General features: G+C 71.0%; 10 protein-coding genes. 3 read left to right on the top strand and 7 right to left on the bottom strand.

From position 1 onward, the window contains the following. Positions 1 to 156: 156 nt before the first annotated feature. Both ASE14_RS20970 and ASE14_RS09835 read right to left on the bottom strand, forming a co-directional pair. The gene (locus tag ASE14_RS20970) at positions 157 to 1,470 is read right to left on the bottom strand and encodes a hypothetical protein (protein WP_056654143.1); all 1,314 of its coding nucleotides are present in this window, start codon (positions 1,468 to 1,470) and stop codon (positions 157 to 159) included. 90 nt (positions 1,471 to 1,560) lie between these two features. Continuing rightward, positions 1,561 to 2,628 (bottom strand): hypothetical protein, encoded by a 1,068-nt coding sequence (locus ASE14_RS09835; protein WP_056654140.1) that lies wholly within the window; start codon positions 2,626 to 2,628, stop codon positions 1,561 to 1,563. A 203-nt stretch (positions 2,629 to 2,831) separates the two neighbouring features. On the opposite strand from ASE14_RS09835, the gene ASE14_RS09830 reads away from it, so the two are divergent. Continuing rightward, positions 2,832 to 6,251, top strand: coding sequence for an efflux RND transporter permease subunit (locus ASE14_RS09830; protein WP_082600454.1), 3,420 nt, complete (start codon positions 2,832 to 2,834; stop codon positions 6,249 to 6,251). 21 nt (positions 6,252 to 6,272) lie between these two features. Here ASE14_RS09830 and ASE14_RS09825 read toward each other — a convergent pair whose 3' ends face one another. Together ASE14_RS09825 and ASE14_RS09820 are read right to left on the bottom strand one after the other, a co-directional pair. Then, positions 6,273 to 7,604, bottom strand: coding sequence for an RNA polymerase sigma factor (locus ASE14_RS09825; RefSeq protein ID WP_082600452.1), 1,332 nt, complete (start codon positions 7,602 to 7,604; stop codon positions 6,273 to 6,275). A gap of 1 nt (position 7,605) precedes the next feature. Next, complete coding sequence (locus tag ASE14_RS09820) at positions 7,606 to 8,046, bottom strand: YciI family protein (RefSeq protein ID WP_056654137.1); 441 nt, start codon at positions 8,044 to 8,046, stop codon at positions 7,606 to 7,608. A 180-nt stretch (positions 8,047 to 8,226) separates the two neighbouring features. Between ASE14_RS09820 and ASE14_RS09815 the strand changes: the two genes are divergently transcribed. Together ASE14_RS09815 and ASE14_RS09810 are read left to right on the top strand one after the other, a co-directional pair. Then, the gene (locus ASE14_RS09815) at positions 8,227 to 8,565 is read left to right on the top strand and encodes a heavy-metal-associated domain-containing protein (protein ID WP_082600449.1); all 339 of its coding nucleotides are present in this window, start codon (positions 8,227 to 8,229) and stop codon (positions 8,563 to 8,565) included. Beyond that, complete coding sequence (locus ASE14_RS09810; RefSeq protein WP_082600447.1) at positions 8,562 to 9,203, top strand: DUF305 domain-containing protein; 642 nt, start codon at positions 8,562 to 8,564, stop codon at positions 9,201 to 9,203. The genes ASE14_RS09815 and ASE14_RS09810 overlap by 4 nt, the downstream gene beginning before the upstream one ends. Positions 9,204 to 9,286: 83 nt before the next feature. Here the strand turns inward: ASE14_RS09810 and ASE14_RS09805 are convergent, their stop codons facing one another. The 3 genes from ASE14_RS09805 to ASE14_RS09795 form a co-directional block, all read right to left on the bottom strand. Next, positions 9,287 to 10,801, bottom strand: coding sequence for a peptide MFS transporter (locus tag ASE14_RS09805; protein WP_056654133.1), 1,515 nt, complete (start codon positions 10,799 to 10,801; stop codon positions 9,287 to 9,289). 116 nt (positions 10,802 to 10,917) lie between these two features. After that, positions 10,918 to 11,298, bottom strand: a complete 381-nt coding sequence (locus tag ASE14_RS09800; protein WP_056654130.1) for a cupin domain-containing protein — start codon at positions 11,296 to 11,298, stop codon at positions 10,918 to 10,920. Beyond that, positions 11,295 to 12,581: an NAD(P)/FAD-dependent oxidoreductase gene (locus ASE14_RS09795; RefSeq protein ID WP_082600445.1), complete on the bottom strand. Its 1,287-nt coding sequence runs from the start codon at positions 12,579 to 12,581 to the stop codon at positions 11,295 to 11,297. The genes ASE14_RS09800 and ASE14_RS09795 overlap by 4 nt, the downstream gene beginning before the upstream one ends. Positions 12,582 to 12,689 lie beyond the last annotated feature (108 nt).

The raw sequence follows: 12,689 nt of genomic DNA, 5'->3' as shown, positions 1-12,689 counted from the left end.
GACGACTGCGCTCGTCCGGCCGCCCCGACCGGCCTCGGTGCCGGGCACGCCGTGGCCTGCCGTGCCGGACGGGTCAGCGGCACGGAATCTGCGGGGCAGTGATCTGCCGAGGGGCGAGCCCGGCGCCGGTCGGGCGGCGCCGGGCCCCTCCCGGTGCTACCGGCTCATCGCGAACCGACGGAACCCGAGCAGCACGAGACCCGCGATGAACGCGAGGCCCGCGAGCCAGAGGCCCGGGGTGTCGACCCCCGTCGAGGCGAGGTTCGAGGAGCCGGCGCCGCTTCCGGACGCAAGCGCGGATCCGCTGCTCCCGCTCGCCTGGGCGGGCGTCACCGGATGCGTCGGATCGACCGGATCCACCGGGTCGACGGGATCCACCGGATCGACGGGATCCACCGGATCGACCGGGTCGACGATGGTCGTCGCCCCGTCGGTCCTGCTGTCGCCGATCACGGAGATCGCGTTGCCGCCGATCGTCACGGGCAGGGACAGGTCAGACAGCAGCTGTGTTCCCCCGAGCAGCCCGCCATCACCATCCGTCGTCGCCGAACCGCCCCCGGTTCCTGGCGTCACGACCGTCTCGGCGCCGGTCGACGTGCTGTCGCCCACTCCCGAGATCGCATTGCCTCCGACCGTCACCGGCAGGGACGCGTTCGGCAGCAGCTGTGTTCCCCCGAGCAGCCCGCCTTCACCGCCAGTCGTCGCCGATCCGCCGGCCGAGCCGGAGCCCGAACCGACGTTCGTGGTCGCGCCCTCGCTCGTCGAGTCGCCGATGAGCGAGACGGCGTTGCCGCCGACGGTCACCGGCACCGCTGCGCCGACGATCGCCTGCGTGCCGCCGAGGATCGAGTCGTCGCCGCTGGTCGCGGCGCCGGTGCCCGAACCGGCTCCGCTGCCCGGCTCGACCACGGTCTCCGCACCGGCGCTGCTGCTGTCGCCGATGATCGAGATCGCGTTGCCGCCGAGCGTGATCGGGATCGACACGCCGATGAGCGCCTGCGTGCCTCCGAGCAGCGAGTCCGTCCCGCTGGTCTCGGGCGCCGCGCCCGCGGCGGGTGCCGGAGCGGGCGCAGGAGCGGGCGCAGGAGCGACCGTGGTGGTCGCGCCGTCGGTCGACGAGTCGCCGATGAGCGAGATGGCGTTGCCGCCGACCGTCACCGGGATCGACACGTCGATGAGCGCCTGGCTGCCGGAGCCGATGCCGTCGTCACCCGAGGTGACGGCGACCGGCGCCGGGGCGTCGCCGCTCGCGACCTCGGTGCCAGCGCCCTGCGACGACGAATCCCCGATGAGGGAGATCGCGTTGCCGCCGAGCGTGATCGGCAGGTCGAGCGAGATGCCGGCCTGGGTTCCCGACAGGATGCCGTCCTCGCCCGTCGTCTCCGACGCATGGGCGACTCCGGCGCCGAGGAGCGTGAGGCCCCCCGCGAACAGGGTCGCGTACAGCGCCCTCAAGAGCAGTTTCTTCATGATCCAGTCCTCCTGAACTGATGGGTTTGTCGCTCCCGGGCAGGGAGCGATGACCGTCTTCCGCCTCACGTGCAGGCGGAACGGCCCCCGTCAGTCAGGGGTGGAGTCGGTGTCGTACACCGGCGACGACGGCAGCTCGTCGTCGACCGAGTGGAGTGCGAGCGACGCGAGTGCGTCGAGTTCGAGGGCGGCGTACGCCGCGTCGGAGGTACCGGATGCCGCGCCGCCGCCGCCCGCAGCGCCGGTGCCGGAACCCGTGGCGCCGAGTGCGGGCGCCCCGAGAGCAGGTGAGCCGTCGCCGCCGGGTGCGCCTCCGTCGGCGGGCGCGATCGAGCCGTCGGCGGAGGCTGCGGTCTGCTGGGGAGCCGTGGAATGCTCGCGGTCGGAGGTCGCGGCAGCGCCCGGCGGCTCGCCCGACGACCCCGTGGGCGGCGGTTCGCCCGGAATCTGGCCGCCCGGACCTCCCGGACCGCCTGGGTCGGTGCCGCCCGATCCGCCCGGAAGCAGCGGGATCGACGGAAGCTGGGGGAGCACGCCGCTGCCGTCGGTGGGCAGCGCGGGCAACGTGCCGACGACGGCGCAGAGGGTGTCGTCGACGAGTCCGACGACCGGGCCGATGACCCCGCCGACGGTGCCGTTCGGCAGCAGCGACCCGACGATCGGCAGCTCGTCGACGATGCCGTCGACGAGGCCGGCGACCGGGGTCGTGATGCCGCTGACCGTGTCGCCGCCGGCGATGTCGGAGACGGTGCCCGTGGCGCCGTTGACGATGGTTCCGACGGCCGTGTTGCCGCCGCCGATGACGGTGTTCGCGGTGTCGGTGACGGTGTCGACCGCGTCGGGCACGACGACGGAGACGGGCTCGGACACCGGCTCGGGCAGCACCTCGACGACGGGTTCGACGACCTGGTTCACGGGGGAGACGACCGTCTCGACGACGCCGCCCACCAGGCCGCCGACGGCGCCGGTCACGTTCGTCACGCCGCCGAGCAGCGAGCCGACCGTGCCGAGCAGCCCGCTGCCGGGGTCTCGCTCATCGGCCGAGGCGGTCGGGGCGCTCGAGAAGAGCGAGACGACGAGCCACGCAGCGGTGAGGGCGGTGCCGAGGAGGGCATACCGGAGCCACGGCACCTGCCGTGCAGCATCCGCGGAGCCCATCGCCACCCCTTCGTCCCCCTGCTGGCCACCCTATGGGGGGTGGTTCTTGCGAGGCTACCCCCCGGACGGGGGACATCCGGTCGGCGACCCGTCGACACGCCGTCACGACCCGCCGGCCGGTCGCCGACATGCCGAACCTGGATGTCGCGTGAATTTCATCGCGATGTGATATTCGGGGCGACAGCGCCTGCGAGAATCGGACAATGCATCTGCTCGCCGCGCTCAGCATGAAGAATCGTGCGCTCATCGCGCTCATCACCGTCGTCGTCGCGATCTTCGGCGGCATCTCGCTGACGAGCCTGAAGCAGGAGCTGGCGCCGTCGATCGAGTTCCCGCAGCTGTCGATCGTGACGAGCTACCCGGGCGCGTCGCCCGACATCGTCAACACCGACGTCTCGACGCCGATCGAGACCGCGATCCAGGGCATCACGGGCCTCGAGTCGACCTCGACGACGAGTTCGACGGGGCTGTCGCGCGTCACCGCGAGCTTCACCTACGGCACGGATCTCGCCTTCGTCGAGCAGAAGATGCTCTCGGCCGTGAACCGCATCTCGAGCCAGCTGCCCGACGACGTCGACCCGCAGGTCATCGCGCTCAGCCTCGACGACTTCCCGGTGCTGCAGATCGCCGTCACCGGCGTCGACGACATCAGCGCGCTCTCCGACGAGATCGAGCGCACCACCCTGCCCGAGATCACCGACGTCGACGGCGTGCGCGAGGCGAGCCTCGTCGGCGAGATCGGCCAGCGCGTCACCATCACGCCCGACCCCGCGAAGCTCGCAGCGTATGGCATCACCCAGCAGGCGATCCGCGACGCACTGCAGCAGAACGGCCTGCTGGTGCCGGCCGGCACGATCACGGAGGGCGACTCGACGTTCGCCGTGCAGACGGGCACCCGCATCGGCAGCGTGGACGAGATCGCCGCGCTGCCCGTGCTGGGCGCCACCGAGCAGCAGCAGATTCCGGATGCCTCGGAGGAGCTGCCGACCGACGGCCAGGCCCTGCCGAACGGCGCGACGCTGCCCGAGGGTCTCGGCGCCACGACGAGCGTGCCCGTCGCGGCGACGATCGCCGACGTGGCATCCGTCGAACTCACCGACAACCCCGTCTCGAGCATCTCGCGCGTCAACGGCGAGCCGGCGCTCACCATCTCGGTCACGAAGCTGCCGGCCGCCAACACGGTCGACGTGTCGAACGCCGTGACGGCGCTGCTGCCCGACCTCGAGTCCTCGCTCGACACGACGAACCCGGGCGCGACCTTCACGGTCGTCTTCGACCAGGCGCCCTTCATCGAGCAGTCGATCGAGTCGCTCGCGACCGAGGGCATGCTCGGACTCCTGTTCGCGGTCATCGTGATCCTCGTCTTCCTGATGTCGGTGCGCGCGACGCTCGTGACCGCGATCTCGATCCCGACCTCGGTGCTCATCACCTTCATCGGCCTGCAGGCCGCCGACTACACGCTGAACATCCTGACGCTCGGCGCGCTCACGATCGCCATCGGCCGCGTCGTCGACGACTCCATCGTCGTCATCGAGAACATCAAGCGGCACCTCATCGAGGGCGTCGACAAGGCCGCGACGATCGTGCACGCCGTGCGCGAGGTCGCCGGCGCCATCACGGCGTCGACCATCACCACGGTCGCGGTGTTCCTGCCGCTGGCGCTCGTCGAGGGGGTGACGGGCGAGCTGTTCCGGCCGTTCGCGCTGACCGTGACGATCGCCCTCGTCGCCTCGCTGCTCGTCTCCCTGACGATCGTGCCGGTGCTCGCGTACTGGTTCCTGAAGCCCGCGAAGCTCGCCAAGCACGAGGACGAAGCCGAGATCGCCGCCGCCGCGTTCGTCGACGACGTCTGGCTCGCTCCCGAGCTCCGCGACGAGACCGGGTCGACCGGGCTCCCGGTGAAGGCCGGCGCTGCGGGCGCTGCAGGCCGCACCGCGGCCACCGTCGCGGCGAAGCCCGCTGCGCCCGCTGACGAGCTCGAGCACCCCTCCCGCCTGCAGCGCGGCTACCTGCCGATCATCGAATGGACCCTGAAGCACGGCGCCGTGACGCTCGTCGTCGCCGGGCTCGTGCTCGGCGGCACCGTCGCGCTTATCCCGTTCATGAAGACGAACTTCATCGGGTCATCGGGGCAGAACACGTTCCGGGTGACGCAGGAGCTGCCGATCGGCACGAGCCTCGACGCCATGGACGCGGCATCCCAGCCCGTCGAGCAGGCGATCCGCGACACCGAGGGCGTCGAGACCGTGCAGACCTCGATCGGCTCGGGGAGCGGACTCACCGCGGCCTTCGGCGGCGGCGGTGCCACGATCACCTACTCGGTCACGACCGATGAGAGCGCCGACCAGGACGCCCTCCAGGCGAGCGTGCGAGACGACCTCGACGACCTCGACGACGTCGGCGAAGTGACCCTCGCCGCCTCCAGCGGATTCGGCGCCTCGAACGACATCGAGGTCGACATCACCGCCTCGAACGCCGAAGACCTGCAGGCCGCCACCGACGCCGTCGTCACCGAGCTCGACGGCATCGACTCGCTCGCCCAGGTCACCTCGAACCTGTCGGAGTCCCAGCCCTACGTCGCCGTCGTGGTGAACCGAGCGGATGCCGCTGCAGCCGGCTACTCGGAGGTCGCCCTCGGCGGATACGTCTCCGCCGCGATGCAGCCCCAGGGCGCCGGGTCCGTCGTGATCGACGAGAAGACCCTCACGATCTACCTCGCCACCGACACCCCGCCCACGACCATCGAGGAGCTGTCGGCCCTCGAGGTGCCGACGCCCGCCGGCCTCGTGCGGCTCGACACGCTCGCGACCGTCGAGAACGTCGACGGGCCGGCATCCGTCACCACCGTGCAGGGGCTGCGCAGCGCGACCGTCTCGGCGACGCCCGCGGGCGACGACCTCGGCACGGCGAGCGGGGCGGTCGCCGCCTCGGTCGACTCGGTCGAGCTGCCGGCCGGCACGACCGCGTCGATCGGCGGCGTCAGCGCCGACCAGCAGGAGTCGTTCTCGCAGCTCGGCCTGGCGCTCCTCGCGGCGATCCTGATCGTCTACATCGTGATGGTCGCGACCTTCCGCTCGCTCCTGCAGCCGCTGCTGCTGCTCGTGTCGGTGCCGTTCGCGGCGACCGGTGCGATCGCCCTGCAGGTCATCTCCGGCGTGCCGCTCGGCGTGGCCTCGCTCGTCGGCGTGCTGATGCTCGTCGGCATCGTCGTGACGAACGCCATCGTGCTCGTCGACCTCGTGAACCAGTATCGGGATCGCGGCATGAACGTGCGCGACGCGCTCGTGCACGGCGCCTCCCGCCGTCTCCGCCCGATCCTCATGACGGCGCTGGCGACGATCTTCGCGCTGCTGCCGATGGCGCTCGGCATCACCGGGCACGGCGGCTTCATCTCGCAGCCGCTCGCGCTCGTCGTGATCGGCGGCCTCGTGTCGTCGACGGCGCTGACGCTGGTCGTGCTGCCCGTGCTCTACAACCTCGTCGAGGGCGGGCGCGAGCGTCGCCGCGAGAAGCGGGCCGCGAAGGCCGCGGGCGGGGCGGATGTCCCGGCTGGTGCGGCGCCCGTCCCCGCTGCGGCAACGGACGCTCCCGAGGGCGAGGTCTCTCCGGGCGACGGGATCTGACGTCGAGGTCGGCCCCGAGGGCTAGCCCGCGGGCGGCGCCGGCGGTGCGAGCTCGGCGATCTTCGCGAGCAGTGACGCGCGCTCCCGCTCGTTGCCCGTGAGTCGAGCAGCGGCCTCGAGCTCGCCGCGGGCCTCCTCGGTGCGGCCGAGCCGGCGCAGCAGTTCGCCGCGCACGGCCGGCAGGGGAGCGTAGCCCGCGAGCCTGCCGCCCGCGGCGAGCTCGTCGACGATGCGGAGCGCGCTCGCCGGTCCGGTCGACATCGCGACCGCGACGGCGCGGTTCAGCTCCACCACGGGTGACGGCGCGAGACGCCCGAGCGCCTCGTAGAGCAGCACGATGCGTGCCCAGTCGGTGTCGTCGACGGATGCCGCGACCGCATGGCACTCGGCGATCGCCGCCTGCAGTCCGTAGGCGCCGCGTCCGCGTCCGAGGCGGTCGGCGCGGGCGAGCGCCGCGCGGCCGCGTTCGATCTGCGCGCGGTCCCAGCGGGATCGGTCCTGCTCGTCGAGCGGGATCGGTGTGCCGTCGCGTGCGGTGCGCGCCGCGAAGCGCGAGGCGGTGAACTCCATGAGGGCCACGAGGGACTGCGCCTCGGGCTCGCGGGGCATGAGCCCCGCCACCATGCGGGTGAGCCTGAGGGCCTCGGCCGAGACATCCGGTCGCACCCATTCGTCGCCCGCGGCGGGCAGGTAGCCCTCGTTGAAGATCAGGTAGAGCACCGAGAGCACCGAGCCGAGCCGCTCGGCGTACTCGTTCGGCTCGGGCACCTCGAACGGCACCTTCGCAGCCGCGAGCGTCTTCTTGGCCCGCACGATGCGCTGCTGCACGGTCGCCGTCGGCACGAGGAAGGCGCGCGCGATCTCCTCGGAGCCGAGGCCGCCGACGATGCGCAGCGTCAGCGCGATCTGCGCCTCGCGCGAGAGCACGGGGTGACACGACACGAAGATGAGCCGCAGCATGTCGTCGTCGATGGTGTCGGGGTCCCAGAAGGTGCCGGATGCCTCGCCGCCCTGCTGCTCGAGGTCGCGGGCCATGGCGGCGTACCGCTCGTCGAGCCGCTCGCGGCGGCGCCATCCGTCGATCGCCCGGCGCTTCGCGACGGCGGTGAGCCAAGCGCCGGGATTGTTCGGCACGCCATCGGCCGGCCACTGCCGGAGCGCCTCGACGAGCGCCTCCTGCGCGAGATCCTCGGCCTGTCCGACGTCGCCGACGAAGCGGGTGAGCGTCGCGACGATGCGCGCCGACTCGATGCGCCAGACGGCGGCCACGGCGCGCCGGGCGCGGTCGGCGCCGGCGACGAGTACCGCGTCGCCCGCATCTCCGCCCGCGTCCGGGGCATCCGTCTCGCTCATGTCAGTCGACCGGGTTCGCGGTGCCGAGGCGACCCTCGGCCTCGGCGCGCCAGCCGGCCTCCTTCTGGATCCACTCGTTGTCCTGCGGGAAGTCCTCGAGCTCGGTGACGCGGCGCACCTCGAGCTTCGAGCCGGGGCCGAGCGGGCAGCGCTTGGCCCACTCCGCGGCCTCTTCCGGGCTCGACGCCTGGATGATCCAGAAGCCGTTGAAGAGCTCCTTCGTCTCGCCGTAGGGGCCATCGGTGACGACCGGGGGAGTGGAGTCGAAGTCGACCACGAAGCCCTCCTTCGCGTCGGTCAGGCCCTCGCCGCCGAGCAGCACGCCCGCCTTGATGAGGGATTCGTTGTAGGCGCCCATGGCCGCGATGACCTCGGTGAAGTCGAGGTTCTCGTAGTCCTCGACGGCTGCGTCGGTCGAGCGCATGATCAGCATGTACTTCACGGTGATTCTCCTTGTTCGGGAAGGGGCCGAAGTGCCCGCCTCACTCTGGCGTCGAACGGGCGACGGCCGGATCGACATCGCGCCGGGAAATTTCTCCTTCATGCTGTCACGCGGTCGGGGCTTGCGGAATCGATACCCTAGGGGGGTATAGTGGTGGCGACCCACGAAAGGACATTTCCCATGACGCTCGCACCAGAAGGCCGGACCGAGATCGACGTCGCAGGCGGCGGGTGCGCCTGCTGCGCGATCGACACGACGACGGATGCCTCCGCCCCCGTGAACGCCGCGACCGACGCCTCCCTCGTCGAGGCGAGTTTCGGTGTCGCCGGCATGACCTGCGGCAACTGCGTGGCCCACGTGACCCAGGAGCTCACCGCGATCGACGGCGTCGACGCCGTCGAGGTCGACCTCGTCAACGGCGGCGTCTCCGGTGTGACGGTGCGGAGCCGCGCTCCGATCTCCGACGCCGCGATCGCCGCGGCCGTCGAGGAGGCCGGATACCGGGTGGCTGAGCGATGAGCGCCGCGGCACGTGCCGGTGCCCGCGCGACCCGGCGGCGCCGCGGCATCGACCGCACCCTGCCCGCTGTCGCCCTCGGCGTCGCCGGGGTGTTCGCGCTCGCGGGCTGCGCCGCCGGGGCCGACGGCGCCTCAGGCAGCGGCCACGACGGGCACGCCATGACCGAGACCGCGGCACCGGCCAGCGCGGGCACGGCGGCCGACGTGATGTTCGCGCAGATGATGATCCCGCACCACGAGCAGGCGCTCGAGATGAGCGGCATCGTGCTCGCGAAAGACGGACTCGACCCCGAGGTCGCCGCCCTCGCCGGGGAGATCCAAGCAGCCCAGGGGCCCGAGATCGCCCAGCTCGAGGCTTGGCTCGAGGAGTGGGACGCCCCGCGCGAGATGCCCGGTGGCGGCCACGGGATGAGCGGAATGCTGAGCGACGACGAACTCGCCGCGCTCGAGGCTGCCGACGCGGCATCCGCTTCGCAGCTCTTCCTCGAGCAGATGATCGAGCACCACGAGGGCGCCGTCGACATGGCGGAGGAGCAGCTCGCGAGCGGGTCGCACGAGGGCGCGATCGAGATGGCCGAGGCGATCATCGCGACCCAGACGGCCGAGATCGAACGCATGGAGGCGCTGCTCGTTCAGTGATCGGTGGGCGGCACAGCTCGCTGTGCCGCCCACCGATGATCGAGGCCCCTCGGGCGTTGGCCGGCGCCCGGGCCCCGTCGATCTCAGTGCGAGGGGAGGCCGAATGCGACGGCGCCATCGATGCGCGAGCGGAAGAGCCAGAGCACCGCGCCGAGTCCGATGCCGAGCGCGCTGATCGTCGTGAGGTAGGCGGTGTCCCCGATCGCGGTGTACAGCTGGCCGAGCAGGCCCGCCAGCGTGGAGCCCGCTGCCAACGTCAGGAAGATCAACGCGACCACCTGCGACCGGAAGGCCTGCGGTGCGATGCGGGTGGCGAGCGAGAGGCCGATCGGGCCGACCAGCACCTCGGATGTGCCGACGACCACGACGTAGACGAGCACCGGGAGCAGGGCGATCACCGAGCCCGACGTCATGACGACCACGAGCAGGAAGACGTGCCCGAGGCCGAGCTGGACGAGGCCGAACGCGAACTTGCCGCTCGGGTTCGGGTCGGCCTGGTCGCGACGGCTCCAGAGCCGCGCGAACACGGGCGTGATCAGCACGGCGGACAGGGCGCCGACCGAGAGCACCCATGCGGGCGGCATCGACCAGTCTCCGATCTGGAGGTCGACGCGATCGTCCGAGATCAGGATCGGGAGGAATGAGAAGACCTGGAACAGCAGGCCGAAGAACACGGCGCTCGCGATGAAGATCGGGACGAAGCCGGCCAGTCGCGTCTTCTCGGCCGACGTGACCGATCGAGACGAGAACATCGCCACGAACAGGATGACGGCCGCGGCGACGATCACGAGACCCGTCACGCTCGCCATGTTCGCCTCGTTGAGCACACCCGTCACCCAGGCGACCGCGATGGCCGCCACGACGAGGACCACGACGGCTGCCGGGCGCCAGGCGTTCCGCAGGGGGATCGGATTGCGTACGACATCGGCGTCCGCGGGCAGCCGCCGCATCGCGAAGCAGTACTGGATGAGCGCGGCGACCATGCCGATCGAGGCGAGGGTGAACGCCAGCTGGAAGCCCACGGCACTCTGCGCGAGGCCGGTGGCGAGGGCACCGACGGTCGCGCCGATGTTGATGGCCATGTAGAAGTACGAGAATCCCGCGTCACGTCGACTCGGGTCGTCTTCGAGCAGCATGCCCACGATCGACGTGATGTTCGTCTTGAGTGCGCCGGTGCCGAGCACGATCAGCCCCAACCCGATCGCGAGGCCCCCGTACCCGGGGATGAACCCGAGCGCGAGGTGGCCGAGGGTGATGACCACGCCGCCCCAGAAGACCAGCCACTTCGGCGCGAGCACCCGGTCGCCCATCCAGGATCCGAGGATCTGGGCGAGGTACACCGAGCCTCCGTAGGCCCCGACGAGGCTCGAGGCGATCGCGGCATCGAGTGCGAGGCCGCCCTGATCGACCGCGTAGAGCATGTAGAAGATCAGCACGGCCTGCAGGCCGTAGAAGCTGAAGCGCTCCCAGAACTCCGTGAATGCGAGGCTCGCGAGCCCACGTGGATACCCGGCCCGTTTGCGTTCCGGGGGCGTCTGGGCGTCGGTCGAGGATTCGCTTGCGCGTGCAGCGGCGACGGTGTCGTGCAACTCGGTCATTGATCGTCCTTCTCAATCTCGAACCAGGTGGTTCGATCTGTTCCACGTGGTTCGACGTCGAACCCGTGACGGTGTGCGGCCGCGCCCGGTCCGAGCGCTCCGGCTGGTCCTGCGCGTCACTCCGTTGCGTCGGATGCCGCGATGACGTAGGTCTTTCGGGTCGGGCTGACGGTGTGCCAGACGCCTCGCCAGCCGCGCGGTACGAAGCACGACTGCCCTGGCTCGACGTCGAGCGACGTTCCGTCGAGCGACTCGAGACGGATCAGCCCCTCAGCCACGACGAACACCTCATCGTGCGGGTAGCCATGGCATGCCACGGAGCCCGGCTGTCCGAGCCATACCCCGAAGGTGACCGCTCGCGCTCCGACGAGGGGCGGAGGCGCCCAGACGTCCGCGGTGGGCCGGCCCGAGAGCACCAGGTCCTCCGGCATCTCGGCGGCGTTTCGATGCGGATACGCCGATGCTTCGATCAGCACCGGTCGGGGGAATGCGGTCACGAGGCTGCCTCCACGAGTCGTGAACGTGCGTCAAGGACCTCGGCGGCCGCTCGTGCGCCCGAGGCGTAGGCACCGCCGACGGTCCGCGAGCGGAACGCCGCCGTCGCCTCACCTGCCCAGAAGATCCGGTCACCGGTCGGCATCGCGAGGCGGTCGCGGATGTCGCGCGGGGCGCCGGGCGGCACATGGCTGTAGCTGCCGCGCGTGAAGGGATCGGCTCCCCACGAGTGGAAGGTGGCCGTACGCGGCGGGTGATCCGGCCTTCCCAGCATCGCGCTGAGCGAAGCGGCCGCGCGCGCCGTCATCACCTCGGGAGGCTCCTGGAGCATCCGGCGGGCCTCGTCGCCGACCGCCCAGCCGACGATGACCGTCTCGTCACGAGGCGCACCGTCCCAGGTGGAATGCCACCACGTCGACGGGCTCGGTCGCGTCTGCTGCACCGGAGAATCGAACGTCCACACATCGCCGTCGAAGACGAACACGAGCTTCAGGATGTCGAGCGTCGTCATCGCCTGGATGGCCGCGGATTTCTCAGCCGGCAGTGCCGGGGTGAACTGGATGTCGCCGTTCTTCAGCACCCCGAGCGGGACCGTGACGATCAGCTGCTCCGCGCGATACTGCAGCGGCCCGTTCTCGCCGACGGCCTCGACCACGATCCCGCCGGCCTCGATGCCGATGTGTTCGACTCGGCGGCCGGTTTCGCAGTGGAGACCCTGGGCGAGGTGATCGACGACCGTGCCCCAGCCGGCGGGAAGCCGGAAGTTGTGCTCGCCCATGAACTCGTCGTCTGCGAGCTCGAGTTCGAGTTCGTGCATCGCGTCGGTCGCGCTGGTGCGACGGAGCTCCTCGCGGCCGCGTTGGGCGCCGAACGCCTCTTCCAGCAGTTGCGCCGCCGGAGCATCCGTGGCGTGACGCTGGACGAGCGCTTCGACGGAGATGCTCTCTTCGGGGGTGCAGGAGGCAGCGAGGAATGATTCCAGGCGGGGCCGGAACGATTCGGACGGAAGGTGGCTGCTCACCCCGCGTCGCTCCTCGAAACCGGCGGCACGGAGCACCGGCCGCAAGGGGTTGGCCGCGGTGTGCATGAACTCCGCACCGAGTTCGACCGGCACTCCGGCGAGGTCGTGGCGAGTGTGAAGGCGGCCGCCGAGCCGATCACGGGCCTCGAGGACTCTGACGTCGAGTCCGGCATCGGCGAGACGCCGGGCGGCGGAGAGTCCAGCAGCGCCAGCGCCGACGACGATGACATCGGAGGACGTCGTGGGCGGGTGAGCATTCGGCATTGAAGACGGTTCCTTCCGTGGCGCAGCCGAGCGGCGACCGCTGTCAAGCGGGCTCGGCCCCGGTGACGAAGGCCACGTTAACCACGGAATCGTTTCGGCAGCATGGGT

The organism is Agromyces sp. Root81, assembly GCF_001429165.1.
GTDB lineage: Bacteria > Actinomycetota > Actinomycetes > Actinomycetales > Microbacteriaceae > Agromyces.
The sequence above is the reverse complement of the archived record's forward strand: the minus strand, read 5'-3'. Positions and strand labels throughout refer to the sequence as shown.